Origin of the sequence: Sphingobacterium sp. UBA865 (assembly GCF_002295765.1) — a bacterium.
Classification (GTDB): domain Bacteria; phylum Bacteroidota; class Bacteroidia; order Sphingobacteriales; family Sphingobacteriaceae; genus Sphingobacterium; species Sphingobacterium multivorum.
The window spans coordinates 174,445-201,135 of record NZ_DBGB01000012.1 but is presented as its reverse complement, the minus strand read 5'-3'; the positions used below and the strand labels follow the sequence as shown (position 1 = coordinate 201,135).

Sequence of the window (26,691 nt, the reverse complement as noted above, 5' to 3'; positions counted from 1 at the left end):
TTTAAATTACTATGTTAAACAGGAGACACCTGAGGGTAAAAGTAGTGCAAACGCTTTATGCGTACAGTCTTTCAGAAGATAAAGACATCAAAACATTTGAAAAAGCACTATTAAAAAATGTGGATGAAGTCTATGAGATGTATATGTGGACACTGAATCTATTAGATGAAGTATCTGATTATGTCTTAATAGATGCAGAGGGTAGAGCTAATAAGTTTTTACCAACTGAAAAAGACTTGTCTTTAACGACCAAGTTAAGTACTAACACTTTTATTGAGTCATTGAGACAAAATCCACAATATGGAGAAGGTGTCAAAAAGTATAAAATTTCTTGGAGTTTCGATCCGGAGATCGTTCGTACGGTATTTTTGCAATTAAAGGATTCCGAGGCTTATTTGGAGTACTTGCAACAAGAGGATCGTTCGATCGGTACGGAAAAGGATATCATCAAGCATATCTTTAAAAAGATCATCTTGAAATCGCCGGTTATTGAGCAGGTTTTTGAGGAGAAATTCATCAACTGGCCTGTCGATAAAGAAGTATTGCAAGCGTTGATTGCGAAGACTTTTAAGAATTTTAGTTCAGAAGATCCACGTAAAAATAAACTGGCAGAGATTACGCAAAACTGGAATGATGATAGCGACTACGTCATTGCATTGCTAGGTAAAACTATTCGCAATACAAATGAATATCAAAAGCTTATCTCGGAGAAAACGAAGAATTGGGAGTCAGACCGTATTGCGCTAATGGATACTTTATTGATGCGTATGGCCATATGTGAGTTGGTTAATTTTCCATCTATTCCTGTGAAAGTGACAATAAATGAGTATATTGAAATTTCTAAGGTATTCAGTACATTGAAAAGTAATACATTTATCAATGGTATCTTGGATAAAATATTAAACGATCTGAATCAACAAGGAAGAATCCAGAAGGCAGGTCGTGGTTTAAGAGATTAAAACCAAACGCATAAATAATTTATACGAATGAAAAACTTTGGCAAATATTCGGTTTTAGCTTTGTCGGCAGTACTTTTATTTTCTTGTGGAAATGCACAAAAAGGAAAAGATGAAGGAAGCAAGACAGCGACTGAAACAGCAGCTGCGGATAGCCTTTCTAAGGCGGCAGCACAATTAGGAAAAGTAGAATTTGAAGAGTCTGCATTTGACTTCGGTCAGGTAAAGGAAGGTGCACAGGTAAAGCATACCTTTGTGCTGAAAAATTCGGGTGATGCACCTGTTATTATCTCGAAAGTGACTGCTTCATGTGGTTGTACACAACCTGAGTTTTCGAAAAGCCCTATTTTGCCAGGTGGAAAATCTGAGATCCATGTAACTTTCAATAGTGAGGGACAAGTTGGTAAACAGCAGAAGATCATTACGATTCAATCGAATGCTTCCAATGGCTTAACAACAGTGCAGCTAAAGGGCGAAGTATTAGCAAAATAACACATTATTAAACGATATAATAGAAGATGAACACAGTATTATTACAAGCAGCGGGTGGCAACATGATGAGTTTTTTACCAATGGTTTTGATTATCGTGGTATTTTATTTCTTCATGATCAGACCGCAGATGAAGAAGCAAAAAGATCACAAGAAATATATTGAAGAACTTGGTGTAAATTCAAAGGTGGTAACTACAGCTGGTATTCACGGACGCATTGTAGAAGTATCAGACACGACTTTCTTAGTTGATGTAGGTTCAGGTGTAAAAATCCGTTTTGACAAATCAGCCATTGCTTTAGATGCTTCTAAAGCTGCTAACAACACGGAGAAGAGCGCTTCTTAAGCTTTTTTGGGAAAGAAATGAAAGCCAGTTTTCGTGGAAAACTGGCTTTTTTTATGTACCGGTCAAATCTTTATCTTACCTAAGTGCATACTGTCTGTATTACCTCCGCCATAGCTCTCTACAAAAAAGATATACACTTCATAGGTCACTTGCTTTTTATGTTTCGGTATATCAATGTTTTGTCTGCCCGTTATTAAGCTATTTTTCGCCTCATTCGTCAAAAATGGATATTCAGCCCCATTATACGTTGCATTATACAGGAATAAGAACGAATCATAAGTTCCCATGTCAAATTTCTTCTCTAGATAGGGGTCGTATTCCCAGGTAACCAGAAACACCTGGTTTTCTTGATCGAAATCCATCGTGTAGGAAGTGATGGGATTGGGATTTCCTTTGGCAATCATAAATTTTTGCCAGTCCACCACAAAACCGTTCTCTTCCTGAATAAGCGCATGGTTTAAATTATAAGACATTGCGACATCATAGGCCCGTTTCGGATAACTGTATGCCTTGTAGCCTATATTGATGATCGGGTTTAACATGCTTATATGCGACCTCATAGTTTTGAAGCGTGTTCTACTCAGCAGCTGTTCAGGTGTGGGCTCTCGTTTTTTAACGCGAGGGAGAGAGCGTACATAATTTCCTGTTTTAGTCGACACAAATACAACAGAGCCTGCTTTCCCGGAAACAGTCCCATTAACGCCATTTTTGATGATTGCCATAATGTATTGATTAGCTTATAGATAATTAAGATAAGCATTAAAAAGGAAACATGCTAATACCAGGTAATCCCTAAACACAATTTTTAGTCTATGTTTAGACAGTAATCAGTCATTGTTTATTCAGTCTGCACTGAACAATCACTGAACAATCACTGAACGATCACTGAACAATCACTGTAAAAAGTGATAAGTTGGTTACCAACTGATATTCTTTTGTTGCAGCTAAAAAATTAAATGAGACAATAGGGAAGGGACTACACTCTGTAACAAAAAAGTGTGTCGCAAGAAGTATTTATTAGACGCTCTTTTCCTGCTGACACCAAGCTGTCAATCGAGCTTCTAATTTTGTAAAAAAGAATGCTATGGAAAATCTTAAACCGTTTGACGGGCTACATTGTGAAACCACCGCAACAGGTACTTTATTGAAGCATATTGGCATTGAACTTTCTGAACCGATGCTTTTTGGATTAGGGGAGGGACTTAGTTTTATCTATTGGAAAATGAAAACCATGGACTTTCCATTTTTGGGCGGACGAATAAAAACGGATCTCCTGACGCAGCATATCTGCAAAAATCTCGGTCTCGAACTCAATGTTCATGAAACCTCTTCAAAAGTAAAAGCCTGGCAGGCTGTACGACAGCTCTTGGATGAGGGGCAACCTGTGGGATTAAAACTCGATGCCTATTACCTGGAATATTTTACTAAGCCATTTCATTTTGCGGGACATTATGTCGCTATATATGGCTATGACGATGAGCACGCCTATTTGGTGGATACGAGGCAGCAAGGCGGTAGTGTGAAGACGTCGCTTGCGAGTTTAGCTATAGCGCGGGCAGAGAAAAGGCCTATGTCGTCCAAAAATTTGTATTATACCATAGCAGGTAATATGGAGAACGTTGACCTGAAAGAAGTGCTGATTGCCGCAATGGTCAATAATGCAAAGCAATATCTTGCACCACCTATCAACAATATTTCATATAAAGGAATTTTGAAGACCAGTGAAGAAGTGTTGAATTGGTTCAAGACAAGTCAAGCTATTGAAAGCGAGTTTAAGATGGCTGCAAGTCTAATGGAAAAAGCGGGCACTGGGGGTGCTTTGTTTCGAAATCTGTATCGCGACTTTATCAAGGAAAGTTACGATCTCCTCGGAATAGAACAACTCGCGGTGGTTCATCATGAGTTTGTACAGATTGCATTATTGTGGACATCCCTGTCGGAATTGTTTAGTCAAATTGCTGAGACGGCCAGTTTCGATGCTGTCCAACAGGCATCAGCAATTTTCAAAACCCTTGCCACAAAAGAGAAAAATGCAATGGAAATATTGGCGTCTTTGTGATGAAATGCAGATAAGAACGCTAATTTTTGCGCAAATTGATTAAGTTTGTGTCATGGCGAATGCAGTTCGAATAAATAAGACCCAACGGCGTAAGATTAATGTCTTCGTGCGTTGTGTTGGAATTTCGTTGTTAGCTTGGTTATTGTTTTCGATTTCCAATCAATATACTGTGTCCGTTAAGGCAGCAATTGAATATGTCAATCTTCCCGAGAAACGCGCATTTCACCCACAGCAATCCGATACGGTAAAGGTGAAATTGGAGATGACGGGATGGCAATTCCTATTTTCCAAAGCTGCTTTGGAAACCCCAAAGGTGCAGGTTGACCTAAGCTCTTTAAAAACCAAAGATTGGATTGTTTTTTCCAATCAATTGGGCTTTATCAACCGGCAGTTTCCACATGAACAACGGGTAGTCTCGGTCAGCCCAGATACCTTGTTTTTCGATTTTTCCAAACAGACGCAGCGCAAAGTGCCCGTCAAACCTTTATCCAATATTGGCTTTAAGCGTGGGTATGGTTTTATTGCTGATACCAAGATTACCCCGGCTTATGTGACGATTACAGGGCCCTATGAGGATGTTTCGGCGATTGAGTATTGGGAGACCGATACCGTTCGCGGGAAGGAAGTGGAGACCGATGTTCGAACCGTGGCAAACCTGGCACGTAACCAAAAAGCGAATATCAATGTTTATCCGACTTCGGTCGAGGTTCTGATGCCTGTAGGGGAGTTAACCGAGAAAGTGATTGAATTACCCGTGAAGGTTGAAAATGGCCAGCGCTATAGTTCTGTTAGGCTTAATCCAAGCAAAGTGGTCGTCACCGTACTGATGTCCGTTAAGGATTATAATAACTATACATCGCGAGATTTTGAAGCTGTGGTAGATCTGGCTGACTGGGAGAAAAACGGGGTGCAATATTTGCCTGTTTTGCTGACCAAAGTACCTGACTTTTGTAAGGTAATCAGCGTTGTACCTCAAAACGTGGACTTTTTTGTACGTAAATAACACTATTTTCATGAAGATTGGAATAACAGGCGGAATTGGATCCGGTAAAACATTTATCTGTCAGCTTTTTAAAGCCATGGCTGTACCTGTTTATAATGCAGATGATGAGGCGAAGGAATTGATGAATACCGATTTACGGATCAAAGAACGCTTGATTGCGGAGTTCGGTAAAGAGACCTATAAGGATGGGAAATTAGATCGGGCTTTTTTGGCCGAACAGATATTCAGCGACAAGGCGAAGCTCGAACTTGTAAATGGCATTGTACACCCCATCGTTATCCAGGCGGCCAAAGACTGGGCCGAACAACAAAAATCCCGTTATTCACTCAAGGAGGCTGCTTTGCTTTTTGAAAGTGGCTCTTACAAGGATCTTGATTATACCATCCTGGTTACTGCGCCTTTACACATACGTGTTAAACGTGTTATGGAGCGTGATGGCATCACTGAAGAACAGGTCATGGAGCGAATAAATAAGCAACTAACTGATGAAGAAAAATTAAAACTGGCAGACTTCGTCATCATTAATGATGGAACCACTCCGCTATTGCCGCAAGTGTGGACTTTACATCAAAAATTTCTAAAATAAAACTATGTCGATCATATTAGCTGACTTCTTAGTCAGAAAACCAGAAGGTTATTATTGCCGTTATGGTGATTTTTTTATTGATGCGAGCAATCCCGTCATGCACAATGTCGTATCTCATGCCCATGGCGATCATGCCAGTTCGGGACACGATTATGTGTATACAACGCAGGCAACTTCACTGTTTATGACTTATCGCTATAAACAAAACCGCAAAGATTCATATCAGGTTAAATTGTTCAATAGTCCGTTTAAAATGGGTGCGGTCGAAATCACATTTTTACCAGCAGGTCACATATTGGGTTCGGCACAAATTCTGATGGAATACCGGGGAGTGCGCTACCTATACACGGGCGATTACAAATTGCAAGCTGATGAGACTTGCGAGCCGATCGAAGTGCGGCAAGCCGATGTCCTTATTACAGAAAGCACATTTGCAAATCCGGATATTACACACCCAGATCCTGCGGAGGAGATAAAAAAACTCGACGGACATGCCAGTAATATTTTATTAGGTACTTATGTGTTGGGCAAGGCGCAGCGGATTACTGATTTGATCAACAGATATTGTCCGGAGCGAAAAGTGCTTGTGCATAGTGGAATATTGCCCTACCATCGCCTTTACGACCAGCACGGGCTGAAGAAATTAGACTATGAGCCCTACAACAGAAAAGAAATGAAACAGGGCGAACAGAATAAAGTTTATTTGGTACCGCCGATGACTTTTAATAGTTATTTTAGGGCGACCAAAGTATTACGTGCATTTGCTTCAGGCTGGAAACGTTTACAGGCACAGAATGATATCGAATTGTATATTTCAGATCATGTGGACTGGAATGACATTCTTCACTACATTAAGATGGTAAATCCCCAGGAAGTTTGGACACTACACGGTGACGGGACCATTTTAAAAAGTTTTTTTAACGAAAAATTGATCGTGCGTGATGTGCTTTCTGCATAAGCAGGCTGTGTCGAAAAGTTTTCAATCGGGAACGTAAATTTCTATTTCATATTGACAACTTTGTCAACAATATAAACCGTGTTTCCACGCCAGGGAAGAACGCCATGATATTCTTTGTAGCGCAGATCGAAGTACTTTCCACTATTGAGCTCCAATTGACGGAATATAGAATCATCTTCAATAGAAAATTCAAATTGGTTGCTGGCGATACCACCCGTTTTGATACTTCCAAACCCCTCCTGGATGAGTTTACCTTCGTATGTCTTGAAAATATTGCCCTTTTTTACAGCATAATTAAGATAACCAGATTTTACGCCTTCACCGAATACATAGTAATACTTCCAGTAAACGTAGGATCCACCCCCCACAAGTAGAAAAAGGATCAGCAGAAGTAAGAACTTCTTAAATCCGGATTTTTTCGGTTTTTGTTCAGGCATATTTTCCATAATGTGCTATTTTTAAGTCTTTTTACTGTGGTTTATGAGACTATCAGGACTGGATGCTTTTTCGCCTAACCTATAGTTTCACCTAAAGATAAAAAATTAACGGCATAATAACGAATGGTTTAGATGTAGCCTAGAAAGTTGCCGAGCGTGATTGGAGTAAGAGACTCCCGAGCCTACCGTTTGCGGGCTTTGCTATAGTTGCTAATTCTATTAGTTATTTTTCGGTTTTCTTAGTCTGTAATGCTAATTTTTGTAAATTTGGATCATGGATCCCGAACAGGTACATCGCAAGATTATTCATTTGGATATGGATGCCTTTTATGCATCTGTAGATCAGCGTGATTTTCCCGAATATCGGGGGAAAGCGATTGCAGTAGGTGGTTCTCCGGATGGGAGAGGAGTAGTTGCGACGGCCAGTTACGAAGCACGAAAATTTGGCGTCAAATCTGCGATGAGCTCCCGAAAGGCTCTTCAGTTGTGCCCCCATATTATCTTTACCTATCCTCGTTTTGACGTGTATCGTCAGGTTTCATATCAAATCCGGGAGATCTTTCTCCGTTATACGGACTTAATTGAACCGCTTTCCCTCGATGAAGCTTTTTTGGATGTAACTGTAGACAAGCAGGGCATTGGTTCGGCTATTGATATCGCCAAAGCCATTAAAGAAGCAATCAAAGAAGAACTGAATCTGACCGTCTCGGCCGGCGTTTCCGTGAATAAATTTGTTGCAAAGATTGCTTCGGATATGGACAAACCCAACGGCTTAACATTTATAGGTCCTTCTAAAATTGTCAAGTTTATGGAGTCATTGCCCGTGGACAAGTTTTTTGGCGTAGGTAAGGTGACAGCAAAAAAAATGCATGAACTGGGACTGTTTACTGGGCTTGATTTAAAAAAACAGCGTGAAGAGGATCTCGTACGTTGGTTTGGAAAGACGGGGCATTTTTTTTACCGTATCGTACGCGGGATAGACGACCGTCCTGTTGTTCCCAATCGTAGCAGCAAATCGGTCGGGATTGAGGATACTTTTGGTGAGGATGTAGAAGTTTTTGAAGAATTAAATACCATTTTGCAACGGCTCTGCAAACAGTTGTGGACACGTATTGGGAAAAAGGAAATATCTGGGCGAACCTTAAACTTAAAAATTAAATATGCCGATTTTGTTCAGTTGACACGAAGTATCACCCTAGAAAATAGTTTTGATTCGGAAGACAAAATTTACGCCACCGCCCATAGTTTGTTGAGCAAGGTTGAGCTGGTGAACAAAGTGAGGTTGTTGGGTGTTTCGATATCAAATTTTGTGGAAGAAGCTGATTTTCCAAAGGAAGGCATACAGCTTGCACTTTTCGAGCAACATCCTTAGTAAGGAATCATCTGGTTTAATCGAGCCCTTGCTAAATCATATGGTACGCGATATGTGAATTAAGCTTGTTACAGGCAAAATCGTCGTTATTTGTCACAATTCTTTATCTTAGCCAAAATAATTAATAAACATATCCAAAAATTAATGAATACGGTATCAAGAGTACTCTTAGGTGCGTCTATCGTTTTTTTTGTGCACGAGGTTGGTTTCGCACAAAAGAAATTGGATTTTGCACAGTCCTGGGGGCAAAAGTCATCGTTGACAGTTCGTACCAATCAGTATCCTGGCTGGGCAGACGGGACAGCTTATCTGGAAAATGATGTAAATGATGGTCGTTTATATCAGGTTAACATTAAGTCAGGTCACAGAAGCATTTATACAGTTCCCGCTAAAGAAGGGACGGTTGTTTATGTCGAGAACAATGATATCTTCCTGAAAGGTACCGATGGTGTAGCAAAGAGGCTGACCAACTCTCCTGATGTTGCTGAACAGAATCCAACCTTATCACCGGATGGTAAATATGTAGCCTTTACGCGTAAAAGCAATCTGTATAGCGTGGACGTGACTTCAGGAAAAGAAATGCAATGTACAAAGGATGGTACTGATGTGATCTACAATGGTTGGTCATCCTGGGTATATTACGAAGAAATTCTTGGGCGCCCAACAAAATATAAAGCTTTTTGGTGGTCTCCGGACAGCCGTAAGATCGCTTTTATGCGTTTCGATGATACCAAGGTTCCGATGTTTCCGATTTATTCGTCCAAAGGCCAGCATGGTTACCTGGAGGAGACAAGATATCCCAAAGCCGGTGACCCAAATCCGGAAGTGAAGGTAGGAATCGTTCACCTCGAAGGGGGCAACGTTACCTGGGCTGATTTCAACGAGAAAGACGATCAGTATTTTGGCCAGCCTTATTGGGCCTTTGATAGTAAAAATGTGATGGTACAGTGGATGAACAGGGATCAGAACAATTTGAAGTTTTATCAAGTGGATCCGAATTCAGGTTCGAAAAAAGAAATCTACGATGAGCGTCAGGCTTCATGGATCAATTTGGATCACGATGAGCGTATCACATATCTGGCGGACAACAAATATTATATCCTAAAATCGGATAAGACAGGCTGGGCGCATTATTACCTCTATAAATTGGATGGAACATTGGTCAATCCAATTACTTCCGGCGAATGGCAGGTAACGGAATTAAAACGGATTGATGAAAAAAATAAGGTGATCTATTTTACCGCACGTAAAGAAAACTCAGCGCGTTTTGATTTGTACCGCGTGGATTATTCAGGTAAAAACTTAAAACGTCTGACGTTCGGTGAATACTCGCACGATGTGAATGTGTCGCCTGACGGCAAGTATTTTATTACCAAATACTCCAATGTGAGTACACCCGATCGGTTCGCTTTGTTGGATAATCAAGGTAAGGTCGTACGTCAGCTAGCGGATAGTAAAGCTGCTGATTTTACCTCGTATACCTACGGTAAAACCGAATACTTACATCTTAAATCAGATGACGGACTGTTCGATCTTCCATTGACCATCACTTATCCGACAAATTTTGATAAATCAAAAGTGTACCCGGTTGTTTTCAGTATTTACGGTGGGCCTGACGCGGGAACGGTAAAAGATACCTGGAAAGGAACGGCCAATCAGTACTGGGCCAATGAAGGAATTATTCAAGTCTCTGCAGATCACCGGGCATCTGGTCATTTTGGTAAACAAGGTGTTGCTTATATGCACCGCAATCTTGGTCACTGGGAAATTATTGATTATTCGACAATTGTTAAATGGTTAAAATCGCAACCTTGGGTCGCTAAAAACAAAGTACTTATTACAGGGCATAGCTATGGTGGCTATATGACTTGTTTGGCGATGACGAAGGCGGCAGATGTATTTGATTTTGGTATTGCTGGCGCACCGGTTACCTCATGGGATCTGTATGATAGCCATTACACGGAAAGATGGATGGACACGCCTCAAGACAATCCAGACGGATATAAAGCTGGTTCTGTGTTGACCTATGCCAATAATTATAAAGGCGTGTTGCGCATTATGCATGGCGATATGGATGACAATGTTCATTTGCAGAATACAACCCAACTTGTCGATAAATTAACGGATCGAAGCGTCCCTTTTGAATTGATGATCTATCCGGGAAGCCGTCATGGATTTGACCGTTCGAAAAGTAAATATGATTTTAATGAGCGTGCGCGTTTCTACTACCAATACTTATTGGAGAAGCCGCTTCCCAAAGAATTTAAATAGGAAGAGTTAAGGTCAAAATAGAAAATCCCTTATCCATTCGGATAGGGGATTTTTATTTTTAGCCTGTTTTCATCTATCTGGGATAACAGATTTTCCATAACCGTTCTTTTTATGTTAAAAATGATAAAAAAAGTGATTTTTCTAGGTGTGTAAATTGTTGAAAATTAAAAAATATGGCATCTTTGTAGAAGTTTATTCAAAGAAAAAATGATTCAATTCCTAAAGGAAAGTACTTTTGCCGTTAACGAGGTTTTTAATAAGTCATTGGAGTTGCTGAAAAGGCATTATTTTTCAGTGGCGGGGCTTTGTTTTTTACTATTTGTAACCTCCGGACTGTCTAATTATCTCGCGACCACCATCAGTGATTTCAATGTGGTGTTGAGTGGCTTTATGGCATTTTTTTTCATGGTGATGTATTTTGGATTGAACATGACTTTGTTTAAGTATATTTTAAGTCTGATTGATGGTAACCAGGAGAAGAAACTCGTCCAATGTATCCCGAGTACGAAAGAGCTTGCATACTTTTTTGGCGCTATGTTGAGTATTATGGTGCTTTCTATAGCACTTCTGATGCTATTGGGGGCCGTCTCTTTACCATTCCTTTACCTATTTGAAAATGGTGACAATCGGATGGAGCTGATGAGCAACTTTACGATGTTTGTTGTCTTTGTTGCGGCCATATTGACGTTCATCCTGATTATTCGAGTGGCATTTTATCCGTTTTTCATTATTGATAAACACGCGGGGACATTACGGTCATTACGCTTCAGTTTTGCATTGACAAAAGGCAATGTATTCAAACTATTATTGATTTTGGCTGTATTTGCTTTTTTCCAGTTACTACAGATGTATTTTAATTATTTAGAATATTACATAATTTTTATTATTTTGAACCTCGTGAGCTCGTTTTTGGTGGTACCTCTGGCTAGTATTGTTGTTTCGGTCGCTTACCGATCCATGATGGCGGATTACCATGGGGGAGAAGACCCAAAGATTTTAAATAATATATTTTAATTAATAGCAAAGGTTTTGAGTAAAAAAGGAATTGCCATTTTAGGGGCAACGGGAAGTATAGGCACACAAGCCTTGGATGTGATAAGAGCCTTTCCTAATACATTTGAAGCAATTGTTCTGACTTGTGGCAGCAATGTCACACTGTTGATCCAACAGGCCTTGGAGTTTAAGCCCAAAGCAGTGGTGGTAACAGATTCCCTACACTATAATCAGGTACAGGATGCTTTAAAAGGATATGATATCGCTGTTCTTTTGGGTGAAGCCGGATTGGTTGAAGTGGTGCAGTTGGAAGAAGTTGATATCGTTTTGAATGCAATTGTTGGATCTGCGGGATTAAAACCTACTGTTAAAGCGATTCAATCGAAAAAAGATATTGCACTGGCCAATAAGGAGACACTTGTTGTCGCTGGTGAGCTGATAATGGCCTTAGTGAAAGAATATGGTGTACGCATGCTTCCTGTGGATTCAGAGCATTCGGCGATCTTTCAGTGTTTGACCGGTGAGGAGCATAATCCAATTGAGAAAATATATGTGACGGCCTCCGGCGGTCCTTTTCGTGGGAAAAAACGTGCCGATCTCCTACAGGTTACGAAGGCCCAAGCCTTGAAGCATCCCAATTGGTCGATGGGCGCCAAAATTACGATTGACTCGGCATCCCTGATGAATAAAGGGCTAGAAGTGATTGAAGCAAAATGGCTCTTCAATCTGTCCATAAATCAGGTGGATGTGATTGTACATCCTCAATCTATTGTACATTCGTTAGTTCAGTTTCAGGATGGTTCCATGAAGGCCCAAATGGGGATTCCTGATATGAAATTGCCGATCCAGTATGCACTGACCTATCCGGCACGTTTTGAAAACAGTTTTGAACGATTTAATTTCATGGACTATCCGACGCTCAGTTTTGAAAAAGCAGACATGGAAACTTTTCGGAATTTGGCATTGGCTTATGAAAGCCTTCGTACCGGCGGAAATAGAAGCTGTGTATTAAATGCGGCCAATGAAGTGGTTGTGGATGCCTTTCTGAAAGATCAAGTTGGTTTTTTGGAGATGAGTGATATTATTGAACAGACATTAGATAAAGTAGAATTCATTGCGACACCGACGCTGGATGATTATCTGGAGACGGATCGTGTCGCAAGGTTAATAACAAAGGAAATAATCAAAGATTAAATTTTAAAAAGCATACATGGGTGTTTTAATTATGGTCGGACAAGTGATTTTAGGCTTGTCAATTTTAATTGTTCTACATGAGTTAGGACATTTCTTAGCAGCACGTGCATTTGGTATCAAGGTGGAAAAGTTTTATCTGTTCTTTGATGCTTGGGGAGTGAAATTATTTAAATTCAATTATAAAGGATGTGAATATGGTATTGGCTGGTTGCCTTTAGGCGGTTATGTCAAGATTGCGGGTATGATCGATGAATCGATGGATACGGAGCAATTGAAGGGGGAGCCACAACCTTGGGAATTTAGATCAAAACCAGCTTGGCAACGTTTAATCGTCATGTTAGGCGGTATTATTGTCAATATTGTCGTCGGTGTTGTTGTTTTTTGGATGCTGACTTTTAAAATGGGCAATACAGACATTAAAATGGATCAGCTGGTAAACGGTATTGTACCTGGGTCCATTGGTGAATCTATTGGTTTGAAAGCTGGCGATAAAGTGATTGCAATAGACGGTCACCGTATCGAAAATTACTCGGAGCTGATCAGTTCTAAAGTATTGATGGGGGGAGTTGCACTTACAGTTGAGCGTGATGGAGCTACAGCAGAAGTCAAAGTCCCCGCTGATTTATTAAACACGCTTTCCGACAAAAAAGGAGAGAAGTTTATCGAGCCACGGGTTAAAACGACCAGTGTTGCTGAAGTAGCTCCCGGTTCGGTGGCAAGTAAAATGGGGTTTGTGAAAGGCGATAGCATTATTGCCGTAAACGAGACACAGGTTCCTTTCTTCGATCAATTTAAGGCGCAAATAAAAGCGAATAGCAATAAAACGGTTGCGATTAAAGTTTTACGCAAAGGGGCTGAAGTTTCCTTGCAAGGAATTGTTCCTGCAGATGCCATGCTGGGAATAGGGATCAATCGTGATTATTCCATCAAATCGTTTACAACGCAATATACCTTGATGGAGGCGTTTCCGATCGGTGCAAAGAAAGCGTTTACAGTGATTACCGATAACGCTAAGGGATTTGGTAAAATTTTCAAAGGCGAAGTGCGTGCTGATAAAGCATTATCGGGCCCTATTGGCATTGCAACTCTGTTTGGCACGGAAGTGGACTGGATCCGTTTTTGGTCCTTAGTAGGGATGTTGTCTATGGCATTGGCATTTATGAACCTATTGCCTATTCCAGCTTTGGATGGCGGTCACGTGTTGTTCTTGTTGGTTGAGATGATTCAAGGCAAGCCATTGAGTGAAAAATTCCTAGAAAAAGCACAAATGGTCGGTTTCTTCATTCTTTTGGCCTTGATGGTCTTTATATTTGGAAACGATATCTTTAAGTTATTTAAATAAGTCAACGGTCGCCGGTCAATGCTGACGGTGACTATTTCTAAAAAAAAGCTAAAAGCCAACGATGGTCGGAATTTCTTCCGACCATTTTTTGTGATATGACAGTGCTAGCAGGAAAAGGTCTTTACATTTGATTTGTAACATTTATGTATGCAATAGCCCTGCATTCACTTCAATACGCTTTTTCCAGCATTCAGGATGAAGGTCTTTCCAACAATAAATGATTTTTTATATTGCATTTAAAAAACTATTTATCTAAGTTTGACCATGGATGGAAGAAATAGAGCAGATGTAAAGCCAGGTATGTTGGTGAATATAATCTTAAAAAAGGACCAGCGTACGGGAAATCTAACAGAAGGCATTGTGAAGGACTTGCTAACATCGTCCTCTTATCATTCGAGGGGGATTAAAGTCAGGTTGACGGACGGCCAAATAGGAAGAGTGGCCGAAATTATTGAAGATGATTTTTAGGAGATAATCTACCGGTCTTCTTTTCTCTTTACCACATCTTTTCTAGCGTTGTTGACGCGAAGAGATTGCTACCTATGATGTTCTTATTGTATAAATCAAACTAAAAGTTTGTTGGATTGTTAATATTGGACATTTTGAAATAAAATTTGTATAATAACATAATTATTGGTAACTTTTTTCTGTATTTTTTATTTTATTACATATTTATATAATATTGTTTTTATAATTACTAAATGACAGCTTATTCAAATGGATACCAAAGATAGATGTACGATTGTCTACGCAGATGATGCGATGATTCATCATGTGTTGATGCGAGCGATGGCTCAATCACATTTATTGGATTTGGTTTATTGTGCATCCAATGGCAGGGAGTTGATCGACTACCTCCATGAAAACGAGCATGAGCTTCCTGAGATATGTATATTAGACCTGCATATGCCTGTATTAAACGGAATAGAAACGGCAAAAATTGTGAAAGAAAGATTTCCCTCGATCAGAATATTTGGGTTGACTTCGAGCAGTGATGAGAATGAGCGGATGGAATTGCGGGACGCCGGGGCAGAAGAGATTTTTTCGAAAGAACAGATGCCTTTATTAATGAAACAACTTGCGCCCAGCCTATAGAACGTATAAATAAGGAAGAAGCCTAACAGATGTTAGGCTTCTTCTTTTGCTTCTAAGGCATCCTTGAATTTCAGCAGTCTAATCCAGGATGGACATTTGCTTAAATCTTTTTTCCATAAGCTTACATGGATGAAGCTTGTGCTCAAGAAACGCTGAACGTCGAAGACCTGCATATCTTGCTGTATTTCCAGCGTTTCGGGCAAGTCTTTGGATTGAAAATAGTGTTGTAATTCTTCTGGAGTCATACCACAAAAATAAAGTTTTAAATCCTTATCTCCAACCTCCACCGAGCGCACGATACAAGTCTACAAATGCATCTAAATGCTGTTGTCGTAATTCGACGAGATCCAGGTCGCTATTAAGGGCATTACTTTGCGCGGTAATGACCTCTAGATAGGTGGCATACCCACTTTTAAAGAGTAGACCTGCGTTTTTAACTGCCAGGTGCGCGTTATCGACCCTTTCTTTAGCCAAAGCTAATTGTTCACGTTGCTTGTCGACTGTGACCACTGCATTAGAGACTTCGGCGACTGCCTCGACAACTTTTTGTTGCAGTTGGATTTCGGCTTTATCACGTTCCAATTTAGCAACCTCATACTGTGTTTTCAATGTTTTGTTTTTGAAAATAGGCGTGGTTAAATTTCCAGTTATTCCAACAAGCAATGCGCCAGGGATATTAAACCAATTTTTAGGGAGCATACTATTTACCCCTAATACGCCGCCCACGGTCAATGACGGATAACGCATAGCCTGTTGGATATTCGCATTCGCATTGGCTGCCATCAGTTGAAATTCAGATGATCGGATATCTGGTCTATTGCGGACAATCTCGATTGGGGACCCCAGGGAGATGTCTTTGCTCTCCGCGAAGAGATGCTCGTAAGAAGTTCCTCTTTTGATGCTGTCGGGTAATTTTCCGGTAAGTGTCTGCAGCGCATTTTCCTGGATGGCAATTTCCTTTTCGATTTCGGGAACGAGGGAGGCTGCCAATAGGCGTTGTGATTGTGTTTGTTGGATCGCCAAGGCGGTGATTTCACCAGCTTCATATTGGAGCTTGATCATGCGGAGAGTGCTGTCATTTAATTGGACGTTCCGTTTGGCAACTTCAATTTTGGCATCTAGCATCAAGAGATTGAAGTAACCTTTTGCCACAGCTGTTATGATCGAGGTCTGTATCGCATTTTTTGCCTCCTGTGTATCCAAATACTCGGCTAAGAGTTGTTCTTGTTTGCTTCCTATTTTCTTCCAGATATCGACTTCCCAGCTAAAATTAATATCAGAGCCAAACATGGATTGATAGACGAACATATTTTGCGGCGCTTTTTCATCCTTATGATCGTAGTATTTAGTCAGAGGACCACTGCCAAAGTCCTTTGATCGCCAGGTACGGTTTCCATTGGCAATTGTTGCATTTACACTCGGCAGGTAGTTGGCTTTATTCTGCGCTAAGACTCGCGTTGAAATCTGCAGGTTGAGCAGTGCAGTTTTCATTTCAAAGTTATTGGCTAAGGCAGAATCAATCAATAGCTTCAATGTGGGATCATGAAAGAAGGATTTCCAATGGATCAGGCCCATACTGGAGGTATCTCCGAAGTAATCCAGCGTATCGCCACGAAAGTTTTCCGGAAGTTTGAGTTTGGGCTGCACATAATCTTTGCCGATCTTACAGGCATTCATCAGGCCTAAGAGGCCAATGATGATCGATATTCCCGAAAGGTATTTTTGTATGTTTTTCATTATTCTTCCTCTTCTTTAGCTAGTTTATCATGTAGTTTTTCATCCAGACTTTTGAATACAACAAAGAGTACGGGGATGATAAAGATGCCGAATGCTACACCAAAGAGCATGCCGCCGGCGGCGCTGAAGCTGATCGAATGGTTACCGATTGCCGAGGGGCCAACCGTCCACATCAAGGGTACCAGCCCTGCAACAAAAGCCAGGCTGGTCATCAAGATTGGCCTTAACCTAAGTTTTGAACCGCTAATGGCTGCTTCGACAATGCTTTTGCCATTTTTTCGCTCCTGGACAGCGAACTCCACGATCAGAATCGCATTTTTGGCCAAGAGGCCAATGAGCATAATGAGTCCGACTTGCACATAAATATTGTTTTGAAGTCCCACCAGGTTGATCACGGTAAAAACGCCGATCAGGCCGACTGGTATGGACAATAGTACTGCCCAAGGAAGGATATAGCTTTCGTATTGAGCCGAAAGCAGGAAGTAGACGAATAGGATACTAAGCGCAAAAATCAAGATCGTCTGCGAACCGGACTGACTTTCTTCATAGCTCATGCCCGTCCATTCAAAACCGTAATTACCCGGAAGTTTATTGTCGGCCAATTTTTGGATTGCCTGCATGGCATCATCAGTACTGTAGCCTTCCGCTGGCGTAATATTAACCGCTATCGCGTTGTACAGATTGTAGCGTGTAATAGTTTCCGGACCCACCGTCTTTTCTAAAGTTAATATGGTGTTAATAGGAACCATTTCGCCTTTACTATTCCGCACAAAAATAGAATTGAAGGATTCGGGATCCTTCCGGAAGTCGAAATCCGATTGAACATAAACGCGGTATTGGCGACCAAACCGGTTAAAATCACTCGCCTGTACACGTGCAAAATAAGACCGTATTGTAGACATAAGATCTTTGATTTCGACGCCCAGCGATTTTGCCTTTACGGCATCGATATTTACTTCATATTGAGGGAAGTTTGATTTAAAGCTTGTGTAGGCGCTGCGAATTTCAGGCAGCGTATTGAGCTGGTTAATAAAGGTATCTGCAATGGTGTTGAAATCCCGAATGTCACCACCCATCCGATCCTGAAGAACCATTTCAATGCCGGCAAAGTCTCCAAAACCCTGTACGGTAGGTCGGGGGAACACCGTAAACGTTGCTTCATTGATCTGGGATAGATCATGCCTAATGGTATCCATAAACGCATTAATGTTTTTGATGTGCTCGCGTTTGGCATGTGGTTTTAAGGTAATGTAACCAGCAGCAAATGCCGGGCTCGAACTTCCGTCCAGGGCATTAAAACCAGAGACTGTTGTCATGCCATTAATGTCCTGTCTTTTCTTTAAAATACTATCGGCACGATGAAGAACCTCAGTAGTCCGACTCAATGAAGCGCCGGGAGGGAGGGCAATGTTATATGTAATAAAGCCATCATCTTCGGTCGGAATAAAACTTTTGGGCGTTTTAATCATGAACACGATGCCAAGTGCTGTAATTAAAATTAAGCCTGCCCAGGCTATTTTTTTATTCTTGATCAGTATTTCTACAATAGCGACATAACGGGCCGTCACCCGATCAAAAGAAGTATTGAATGCTTTAAAGAAACGATCTTTAAATTGATTGATTTTGCTGCTTTCTTGATTGGTATGCTGTTTCGGGGCTTTCAGTAGGAGAGCACATAAGGCTGGACTTAAAGTTAAGGCATTGAGTGCTGAAATCAGAATCGCCGTTGCCAAGGTATAGGCAAATTGGCGATAGAAAATACCTGCTGGCCCTTCCATAAATCCTACAGGCAAAAATACAGCAGCCATGACCATGGTTATTGACAGGATGGCTCCCGTAATTTCGGACATCGTCGACAATGTTGCGGCTCTGGGTTTCAATCCTGTGCTGTGCATTTTTTCATGGATAGCTTCGACGACAACGATGGCGTCATCCACTACGATTCCAATAGCCAACACCAGGGCAAACATCGTGAGGACATTGAGCGAAAATCCAAAAAGCTGCAGAAAAAAGAAGGTTCCCACCAAGGAAACTGGGATTGCAATTGCCGGAATCAGGGTGGATCGAAAATCTTGCAGGAAGATAAAGACAATAATAAATACCAGGATAAACGCCTCAAAAAGGGTGTGCTCCACTTGGTTGATCGATTCGTCGATCTGATCACGTACTGAATAGGTCACCTCATAGTGTAGGCCTTTTGGAAATGTTTTTGATTGTTCTTCAAGAACCTTTCTGACAGCAATATCGATGTCATGGGCGTTGGAACCACTGGTCTGTGTTAAGTTGAGTGTAAGACCGGGATGGCCATTCACCTTGTTGTCGCTGCTTAAATTTGTAGCTCCGAATTCTACCCGGGCCACATCTTTTAAATAGAGCACTGAACCGTCGGTGTTGGTTTTGATCACAATACTCTGGAATTCCTCCGGTGTGGTGAAACGCCCCTTATGACGGATCACTGTTTCGAAAGCTTCATCCGAGGTTTCTCCAAATTTGCCTGGGGCAATCTCAAAGTTTTGATCTTTTATAGCATTCATAACATCTTGTGGAACGAGGTTATAAAGGGCTAGTTTTTCTGGGTTCAGCCAAAGGCGCATCGCATAATCCCTGGCCCCCAAACGGGAAACTTGAGCTACGCCATCGACACGCAGCAAAGGTCGCATCAGGTTAATCTGTGCATAAGCCTGGAGAAAGGTTTCATCGTAGGCGCTATCCTGGTGATCGGAGTAGAGATTGATGGTCATGATGACACCGGTTTGCCGAGGCATGACCGTGATGCCGGCTTCATTTACTTCGGCAGGAATGGAACTGATTGCTTTGGAAATCCGTGTCTGTACGTTGACCGAAGCAATATCAGGATTGGTACCTGTCTTAAAGTACACCGATACACTTCCCGATCCTGAATTGGAGGCAGACGACTTGATATAGGTCATATCCTCTACACCATTGATGGCTTCTTCGATAGGCAGCAAAACACTTTTTGCTACGGTTTCCGCATTAGCACCGGGATAACTTAGTGAAACAAGCACACTTGGTGGGGCAATTTCTGGAAAGCGCGAGACAGGCAGGAGTTTTAGGCCCACCAAGCCTAAGATAACCAGGATAATAGAAACCACCGTAGCTAATACAGGCCTATTTATAAATGTTTTTAGCATATACATAGAATTTTAAACACGCTACTTTTGGTGCACAGTATGCCTGGCACCGGGTAGTATGCAAAAATGATCGATAATTATTTCTGTAAAATCGGGGTCACTGGTGAACCGTCGGTTAATTTGTCAAATCCGCTGGTAATAACGCGATCGTTTTCCTTGAGGCCTGTATAGACGATATAATTGTTTTTACTTTTGCCCATCAGTTGGATATTTCGTTTTTGCGCCTTATTGTTTTGGTCCAGTATATAGACAAAGGTTTTATCCTGCAATTCATTGACGGCTATCTGCGGAATTTGAAGAACGTCTTTTTTTACTTCGGCAATCTTAAGGGTGCCGCTACTTCCGGATCGAAGTATGTTGTCGTGGTTTTGGAAAGTGGCGCGCAAAGAGATTGCTCCCGTAGTTCGGTTAATCTGGCCATTGACGGCGTCGACAATACCTTTTTTTGAATATTCCTCACCATCTGCGAGGACTAAAGTAACTTCTGGAAATACGAGCTTTTGATTCTGGTTGTATTTTTTCCCTTCCAAGCTATCTTTTTTTGCCTGTGCTTTGGAAAAATAAAGAAAGTCAGATTCATTCATGGAGAAATATACATACACTTCCTGGATGTCTGAAAGATAGGTAAGGGGTTCTTTATCGCCTTTTGATACCAAATTTCCAATACGCTTTGGAATGCGGCCAATGTAACCACTTACCGGAGCGGTGATCACTGTAAAATCTTTGCTGATCTGCGCTGAACGTACGGCTGCGATGGCCTGGTCCAACGTTGCCTTGGCTACTTGATAATCTGATTTTGCCGACGCCAGTCTGACATCGGAGATAACGTCGTTTTGAACCAACGGTTTCAACCGGTCGACTTCGAGCTGTGCATTTTTAAGTTTGGCTTTGGCGACTTGCTCCGTAGCAACCATGTTATTGAGATTTTCTTGGTAAGTAGAAGGGTCTACCTTGAACAGTTTCTGGCCTTTTTGAACAAATGAGCCTTCATCGATATAAATTTCCTGAAGCAGCCCTTCGACCTGTGGGCGGACCTCCACGTTAACTTTACCTTCTATGGTTCCCAAATAATCCTTGATGGTGGTGGCATCAGATTTAGTGACGGTATAGACTGGCAAGGCTACGTTTTTTTCTTTGGTTTTATTTTCTTTTGAAGAACTTGAAGAACAACTTACCTGTGTGGCTAAGGCTGAACAAATCAAAAAGGTTACGTTAAAAAAAGATAATGTTTTTTTCTTCACAATGCTTGATTAATTTTTACGATATATGTGTTGAGTAATATGAATATTACAATATAAACGACAAATCGTTTAATTATTGTGAAGATTAACATTTGTTAACACCTCAAATTTTAGTTAATAACCGTTCAATTATTAATCAAAAATAATAGTTAATAGTTTTAAGGGTTTGATAGTTATGGTTTTATGGAGAGGGATACATCATATTTTCCTAGAAAGGGAAAATATGATGTTGGTTGAAATACAGCTTAAAATTTAAGGTGCTTCACGGTCAATCCGTTATTGATAAGCTGTTTTAAAGCATCAATACCTATGCTGATATGTGCTTCTACATATTTTGCTGTAACTGTTACATCACTGACAGACGTTTTGACTCCTTCGGGTACCATTGGTTGATCCGAAACCAGCAACAGAGCACCTGTTGGAATCTTATTGGCAAATCCGACACTGAATATCGTTGCGGTTTCCATATCCACGCACATGGCACGGATTGATTTTAAATATTTTTTGAAGGCTTTATCATGTTCCCAAACTCGTCTATTGGTGGTGTATACCGTTCCTGTCCAGTAGTCACGTTGGTGATCCCGGATTGTCGTGGATATGGCCTTTTGCATGGCGAAGGCGGGTAATGAAGGTACTTCGGGTGGAAAGTAGTCATTGGAAGTTCCCTCACCGCGGATAGCGGCTATTGGAAGAATCAATTCGCCTACAGGAATTTTTTTCTTGATTCCACCGGTTTTACCCAAAAATAGCACTGCTTTTGGTGCAATTGCTGATAATAAATCCATAATGGTTGCGGCCATTGGACTTCCCATCCCGAAATTGATAATGGTGATGCCTCCGGCAGTGACGGATTGCATCGGTTTATCTTCTCCATAAATAGGCGCATTATCATGCATTTCAGAAAATAGGTGTATATATTTCGAAAAGTTCGTTAAAAGGATATATTCCCCGAACTCTTCCAAAGGTCTTCCGGTATAACGGGGAAGCCAGTTGTTCACGATTTCTTCTTTGGTTTTTAAACCTGGTGTGATCGGACTATTTACGGTATTCTTTGCACTTTTCTTCGTTGTCATAGTCATTAAATTTAATTTCTTGAATCTCTTATCTTCCTGTCAACATTCCGTTATGGCTATGTTATTATTGTAATATAAGATTTTTAATTCTTTTCCAAAAAAAAATCCCGTTCAGCGAACGGGATTTTTTTAAGCAACTTTAAGCTTTTTTAAATCAGACTTTTCGAATTTCTTCTTCGCATAGTCTAGCGTGATTTCCAATGCTTTCTGTCCCGTCTGCTCTTTCGTTGACGGAATTTCAAACATGGCATCCAGCATAATGGCTTCGCATATACTGCGTAGGCCTCTGGCTCCAAGTTTAAATTCGTCAGCTTTATCAACAATAAACGTATAAACGTCAGGATCAAATTTTAGCTCAATACCTTCGTATTCAAACAGCTTTTTATATTGTTTTACCAAAGCATTCTTTGGCTCAGTCAGAATACTCAGCAAGGTTTCCTTATCCAGCGGGTTTAAGTAAGTTAATACAGGAAGACGACCAATCAGCTCTGGAATTAATCCAAAGTTCTTTAAGTCTTGCGGTGTAATATACTTGTACAAATTGTTCAAGTCAATTTCCTCTTCGTCCTCGTTCATTTTATAACCTACTGTCTGGGTACGCAGACGGTTTGCAATTTTCTTTTGAATACCGTCGAATGCTCCACCACAGATGAATAGGATATTGCTTGTATTAACCGCGATCATTTTTTGATCAGGGTGTTTACGGCCGCCTTGCGGTGGAACGTTGACAACTGTACCTTCGAGAATCTTCAGTAGAGCTTGCTGCACACCTTCACCCGATACATCTCTCGTAATAGAAGGATTGTCGCTTTTACGTGCGATTTTATCAATCTCATCGATGTAGATGATACCACGCTCAGCAGAAGCCACATCGTAATCTGCCGCTTGCAGTAAACGCGTCAATATACTTTCTACGTCTTCCCCTACATAACCTGCTTCGGTCAATACAGTAGCATCCACAATACAGAAAGGTACATTAAGTATCTTGGCTACAGTTTTTGCCAGCAAGGTCTTACCAGTGCCTGTTTCCCCCACGATAATCAAATTGGATTTTTCGATTTCGATCTCGTCTTTATCCACTTTCTGATTTAAACGTTTATAGTGATTATAAACGGCTACTGAAATTACTTTTTTGGCATCATCCTGACCGATGACATATTGGTCCAAGTGGGTTTTAATCTCCAAAGGACGGATCAACTTTAAAGCTGTCTGTAAAGTTTTACTTTTTCGTTGTTTTAATTCTTCTGCCAAGATTTCGCCCGCCTGCTGGATACAACGGTCACAGATGTGCGCACCGTTGCCAGCAATAAGCATCTGGGCTTCATTTTTGCTTATGCCACAAAACGAACAATGAATGTCTCTATCGTTATTCTTTGCCATTGTTATTTAATAATCTCCTTCTTTGGAAGTAAAATCTCGTCAATCATACCAAATTCTTTGGCCTCATTAGCCCGCATCCAGTAATCGCGATCGGAAGATTTTTCTACCCATTCGTAAGTTTGTCCAGAATGATCTGAAATAATGGTGTATAATTCTTCTTTTAATTTCATCATCTCACGTAAGTTGATTTCCATATCGGCTGCAACTCCTTGAGCGCCACCGGAAGGTTGGTGAATCATGACGCGTGAGTGGCGTAAGGCTGCACGTTTGCCTTTTGCACCAGCAACTAAAAGAACAGCGCCCATAGATGCTGCAATACCGGTACAGATGGTTGCTACATCTGGCGTAATATATTGCATGGTGTCGTAAATTCCTAGTCCAGCGTATACGCTTCCACCTGGTGAATTGATGTAGATCTGGATATCACGTTGTGCATCGGTAGACTGTAAGAACAAGAGCTGTGCCTGAATAATATTGGCAACCTGATCGTCAATACCGCTTCCTAAAAATATGATACGGTCCATCATCAAACGTGAGAATACATCCATTTGTGCAACGTTCAGTTGACGTTCTTCAACGATGTAAGGCGTAAGGTTTGTCGGAATGCTAGTCTCTGTACGCGCAATGAAGCTATCAACATGTTGACTTCCAATACGGTGATGCTTTACTGCATATTTTCTGAATTCGTTTTTATCTATATTCATCTTTTTATTTTTTCTATTCTGTAGGACTAATATAAAACTATATTTTAAAAATCAAATAAATTGAAAAGATGTTTTACATCTACTTTACATTTTTTCGGTGCTCCCCGTTCAAGACCTAAGGGAGACTGAATCTCCGGATTAATTTTTATCTATTTCATGCATAGCTCCTTAGTCAATTTCGTTGTAGTTGGGGAGGTCTTCCAAAAATTCGTAAGACTTTTTGATAAAATCAATTTTACAATAATAATGATTCATACCGTTGCTTACTAGCAGGTATGGTATACGGTGAACTGTATTATAATTTGCAATTTGCTCAAATACTTGTTGTGTAATTTTTATATGAGGTGCCTTAAATTCGGCTAAGACCACCTTATGCCCGCTGCTGTTATAAATTAACAAATCACTTCGTTTCTGCAGGTTATTTAATTTCAAACCGCCTTCGATGTGCATCAGTGCCTTGGGATAATTTTTCATGAGCGACAAATAGTTGATCCAATGCTGCCTAACCCATTCTTCCGGTGTTAATACCAGATCCTTTTTTCTGAGCTCATCAAATATATAAATCGCATTGTTCTTTTTAGATATTTTAGCTTGATACGGCGGTAAGTTCAGTGGAGTCGGTGAAAACATACACAAATATACTAAAATTTTAGCAAAAAAAATACATTCATCAGGCATGAAATATGGTGTTTTTTGCTGACGAAGATGATTTTTTGTAAAAAACCTCAGGTCTGCTTTTGTGGCCGTATTGCTTGACCAGAATTGTGGAAGTTGTGGTGCTAAATGTTCATGGCTTTAAACCAATAGCTTAAAGTGATGGTCGTACATGAATCAATTATAAAAGCGTTAATTCGGCAAGGTTACTCGCTTAAATTGCCATTAAAATCGTAATTTTGCTTCCTATAAAATGTCCATAGTCGAACTAGATACACCATGTGAAGATGCAATAACATGGGACATTTTAGACTGTAGCAGATTGTTTGGATGCGGGAAAGTAATGGGGCAACCGATCTGCAGTGAAAAAATAAATAAATAGACCGGGTACTCCATAGCAACTTTAGACAAGTTGCCGCGTGTAAAGAGCTTAATTGGGCCCAGGGAAAATAAATACTATCGATAGTTTTAAATATGAACATCAATCCGATCTTATCCGATATTAAGAACAGGTCTTTTAAACCAGTGTATTTATTGCAAGGGGAGGAGAGTTATTTCATTGATACCATTGCTGACGCCTTGGAAGCGACGGTGTTGAACGAAGCACAAAAGGGCTTTGATCAATCGATTTTCTATGGAAAAGATATTGATATATCTACCATTGTCAATGCAGCAAAACGGTATCCCATGTTGAGTGATTATCAGGTGATTATTATTAAGGAAGCGCAGGAGCTGAAATGGAAATCGGATACGGAAGAACTGTTAACTAAATACCTGGAGCATCTTACACCGACAACCATTCTTGTGTTCTGTTTTAAACATGGGAAATTTGACAAACGCAAAAAGGTCTATAAAATCTTTGAAAAAAAGGGACTAGTTGTTGATGCGGCCAAACTATACGACGATAAGGTTGGCCCCTGGATTGGGACGTATGTGAAAGATGCGGGCTGGCGCATTCATCCGCAAGCTGCGGTGATGATTGCGGATTATCTCGGTAATGACCTGTCCAAGGTGTCCAATGAACTTGACAAACTGATGCTTAATGTTCCGAAGAGCCAAGAGATAAGCATGGAAGATGTTGAACGGAATATAGGTATTTCCAAAGATTATAATGTTTTTGAATTAAATACTGCTTTGGCTAAACGTAATGCCCTAAAAGCATATCAGATCGTCGATTATTTTGTCGCCAATCCCAAAAATAATCCACTGGTGATGGTTATTGGACAAATTGCCACCTACTTCACGAAGATTCTCAAATACCATTATCTGATAGACAAATCCGTCGCGGCAAAAGAACTTGGGGTACATCCTTTCTTTCTAAAAGAATACGAGCTTGCTGCACGGAATTACAATAGACGGAAAACTTTCGATGTGCTTAATGTGTTGAAGGAGACCGACTTGAAATCCAAAGGTGTCAATGTGCCGAGCAATTTCAATAGTGAAGAGATTTTAAAAGAAATGATCTATCGGATACTTAACTAATTCCATCCAACAGCAAAAACACCAGAAATGGTGTTTTTTTTACACAAATTTAATAATTAAACACTTGTTTAAATTAAACGTTTGTTTAACTTTGTCGCGCATTTAGCGAGAACGTCTTTTATTATCGCTATGAATATGCGATGGTATCTTTAAAAGATCGAGGTTT

At 40.5% G+C, this 26,691-nt stretch carries 25 protein-coding genes; 15 read left to right on the top strand and 10 right to left on the bottom strand.

Going from position 1 to position 26,691, the window contains the following annotated elements:
- Positions 1-11: 11 nt before the first annotated feature.
- The 3 genes from nusB to yajC are packed head-to-tail and all read left to right on the top strand — an operon-like array spanning position 12 to position 1,792.
- Positions 12-959 carry a transcription antitermination factor NusB gene (nusB, locus tag B2O97_RS06235; RefSeq protein ID WP_070565546.1) on the top strand — a complete coding sequence of 316 codons (948 nt, stop codon included), beginning with the start codon at positions 12-14 and terminating at the stop codon, positions 957-959.
- 27 nt (positions 960-986) lie between these two features.
- Positions 987-1,448, top strand: a complete 462-nt coding sequence (locus B2O97_RS06230) for a DUF1573 domain-containing protein (RefSeq protein WP_070565544.1) — start codon at positions 987-989, stop codon at positions 1,446-1,448.
- Between the two features lie 26 nt (positions 1,449-1,474).
- Complete coding sequence (gene yajC, locus B2O97_RS06225; RefSeq protein WP_070565542.1) at positions 1,475-1,792, top strand: preprotein translocase subunit YajC; 318 nt, start codon at positions 1,475-1,477, stop codon at positions 1,790-1,792.
- Between the two features lie 62 nt (positions 1,793-1,854).
- Here the strand turns inward: yajC and B2O97_RS06220 are convergent, their stop codons facing one another.
- Positions 1,855-2,514, bottom strand: a complete 660-nt coding sequence (locus tag B2O97_RS06220; protein ID WP_204991058.1) for a DUF6266 family protein — start codon at positions 2,512-2,514, stop codon at positions 1,855-1,857.
- A 362-nt stretch (positions 2,515-2,876) separates the two neighbouring features.
- On the opposite strand from B2O97_RS06220, the gene B2O97_RS06215 reads away from it, so the two are divergent.
- The 4 genes from B2O97_RS06215 to B2O97_RS06200 are packed head-to-tail and all read left to right on the top strand — an operon-like array spanning position 2,877 to position 6,398.
- Positions 2,877-3,851 carry a BtrH N-terminal domain-containing protein gene (locus B2O97_RS06215; RefSeq protein ID WP_070565538.1) on the top strand — a complete coding sequence of 325 codons (975 nt, stop codon included), beginning with the start codon at positions 2,877-2,879 and terminating at the stop codon, positions 3,849-3,851.
- Positions 3,852-3,903: 52 nt separating this feature from the next.
- Positions 3,904-4,854, top strand: a complete 951-nt coding sequence (locus tag B2O97_RS06210; protein ID WP_046674519.1) for a hypothetical protein — start codon at positions 3,904-3,906, stop codon at positions 4,852-4,854.
- A 10-nt stretch (positions 4,855-4,864) separates the two neighbouring features.
- On the top strand, positions 4,865-5,440 hold the full coding sequence (gene coaE / locus B2O97_RS06205; RefSeq protein ID WP_172462500.1) for a dephospho-CoA kinase: 576 nt from the start codon (positions 4,865-4,867) through the stop codon (positions 5,438-5,440).
- A gap of 4 nt (positions 5,441-5,444) precedes the next feature.
- Positions 5,445-6,398 (top strand): MBL fold metallo-hydrolase, encoded by a 954-nt coding sequence (locus tag B2O97_RS06200; protein ID WP_112376161.1) that lies wholly within the window; start codon positions 5,445-5,447, stop codon positions 6,396-6,398.
- Positions 6,399-6,439: 41 nt separating this feature from the next.
- Here B2O97_RS06200 and B2O97_RS06195 read toward each other — a convergent pair whose 3' ends face one another.
- Positions 6,440-6,844, bottom strand: coding sequence for a hypothetical protein (locus B2O97_RS06195; protein WP_197084053.1), 405 nt, complete (start codon positions 6,842-6,844; stop codon positions 6,440-6,442).
- 265 nt (positions 6,845-7,109) lie between these two features.
- Between B2O97_RS06195 and dinB the strand changes: the two genes are divergently transcribed.
- The 7 genes from dinB to B2O97_RS06160 all read left to right on the top strand — a co-directional run bounded on the left by dinB (position 7,110) and on the right by B2O97_RS06160 (position 15,102).
- Positions 7,110-8,207, top strand: coding sequence for a DNA polymerase IV (gene dinB, locus B2O97_RS06190; protein ID WP_070565536.1), 1,098 nt, complete (start codon positions 7,110-7,112; stop codon positions 8,205-8,207).
- Between the two features lie 144 nt (positions 8,208-8,351).
- Positions 8,352-10,478, top strand: a complete 2,127-nt coding sequence (locus B2O97_RS06185) for a S9 family peptidase (protein WP_070565534.1) — start codon at positions 8,352-8,354, stop codon at positions 10,476-10,478.
- Positions 10,479-10,685: 207 nt separating this feature from the next.
- The gene (locus B2O97_RS06180) at positions 10,686-11,492 is read left to right on the top strand and encodes a beta-carotene 15,15'-monooxygenase (protein WP_070565532.1); all 807 of its coding nucleotides are present in this window, start codon (positions 10,686-10,688) and stop codon (positions 11,490-11,492) included.
- 15 nt (positions 11,493-11,507) lie between these two features.
- On the top strand, positions 11,508-12,665 hold the full coding sequence (locus tag B2O97_RS06175; protein ID WP_112376162.1) for a 1-deoxy-D-xylulose-5-phosphate reductoisomerase: 1,158 nt from the start codon (positions 11,508-11,510) through the stop codon (positions 12,663-12,665).
- Between the two features lie 16 nt (positions 12,666-12,681).
- On the top strand, positions 12,682-14,007 hold the full coding sequence (gene rseP / locus B2O97_RS06170; RefSeq protein WP_070565528.1) for an RIP metalloprotease RseP: 1,326 nt from the start codon (positions 12,682-12,684) through the stop codon (positions 14,005-14,007).
- A 264-nt stretch (positions 14,008-14,271) separates the two neighbouring features.
- Positions 14,272-14,475, top strand: coding sequence for a YwbE family protein (locus tag B2O97_RS06165; RefSeq protein ID WP_070565526.1), 204 nt, complete (start codon positions 14,272-14,274; stop codon positions 14,473-14,475).
- A gap of 249 nt (positions 14,476-14,724) precedes the next feature.
- A complete protein-coding gene (locus tag B2O97_RS06160) occupies positions 14,725-15,102 on the top strand; it encodes a response regulator (RefSeq protein ID WP_070565524.1) in 378 nt (125 codons plus the stop codon).
- A 32-nt stretch (positions 15,103-15,134) separates the two neighbouring features.
- Here the strand turns inward: B2O97_RS06160 and B2O97_RS06155 are convergent, their stop codons facing one another.
- The 8 genes from B2O97_RS06155 to B2O97_RS06120 all read right to left on the bottom strand — a co-directional run bounded on the left by B2O97_RS06155 (position 15,135) and on the right by B2O97_RS06120 (position 25,019).
- A complete protein-coding gene (locus tag B2O97_RS06155) occupies positions 15,135-15,347 on the bottom strand; it encodes a DUF6965 family protein (protein ID WP_070565692.1) in 213 nt (70 codons plus the stop codon).
- 25 nt (positions 15,348-15,372) lie between these two features.
- Entirely contained in the window at positions 15,373-16,839 is a 1,467-nt protein-coding gene (locus B2O97_RS06150) for an efflux transporter outer membrane subunit (protein ID WP_286767126.1), read from the bottom strand.
- Entirely contained in the window at positions 16,839-19,991 is a 3,153-nt protein-coding gene (locus tag B2O97_RS06145; protein WP_112376576.1) for an efflux RND transporter permease subunit, read from the bottom strand. Before B2O97_RS06145 ends, B2O97_RS06150 begins: the two co-directional genes overlap by 1 nt.
- A gap of 77 nt (positions 19,992-20,068) precedes the next feature.
- On the bottom strand, positions 20,069-21,232 hold the full coding sequence (locus tag B2O97_RS06140) for an efflux RND transporter periplasmic adaptor subunit (RefSeq protein WP_112376164.1): 1,164 nt from the start codon (positions 21,230-21,232) through the stop codon (positions 20,069-20,071).
- A 245-nt stretch (positions 21,233-21,477) separates the two neighbouring features.
- Positions 21,478-22,311, bottom strand: coding sequence for an AMP nucleosidase (locus tag B2O97_RS06135; RefSeq protein ID WP_070565520.1), 834 nt, complete (start codon positions 22,309-22,311; stop codon positions 21,478-21,480).
- A 123-nt stretch (positions 22,312-22,434) separates the two neighbouring features.
- Positions 22,435-23,685: an ATP-dependent Clp protease ATP-binding subunit ClpX gene (clpX, locus tag B2O97_RS06130; RefSeq protein WP_070565518.1), complete on the bottom strand. Its 1,251-nt coding sequence runs from the start codon at positions 23,683-23,685 to the stop codon at positions 22,435-22,437.
- Positions 23,686-23,687: 2 nt separating this feature from the next.
- Complete coding sequence (gene clpP, locus B2O97_RS06125; RefSeq protein ID WP_046674530.1) at positions 23,688-24,389, bottom strand: ATP-dependent Clp endopeptidase proteolytic subunit ClpP; 702 nt, start codon at positions 24,387-24,389, stop codon at positions 23,688-23,690.
- Positions 24,390-24,557: 168 nt separating this feature from the next.
- Positions 24,558-25,019: a type I restriction enzyme HsdR N-terminal domain-containing protein gene (locus B2O97_RS06120; protein ID WP_070565516.1), complete on the bottom strand. Its 462-nt coding sequence runs from the start codon at positions 25,017-25,019 to the stop codon at positions 24,558-24,560.
- Between the two features lie 498 nt (positions 25,020-25,517).
- On the opposite strand from B2O97_RS06120, the gene holA reads away from it, so the two are divergent.
- A complete protein-coding gene (gene holA, locus B2O97_RS06115) occupies positions 25,518-26,525 on the top strand; it encodes a DNA polymerase III subunit delta (RefSeq protein ID WP_115045729.1) in 1,008 nt (335 codons plus the stop codon).
- The last annotated feature ends 166 nt before the right edge of the window (positions 26,526-26,691 follow it).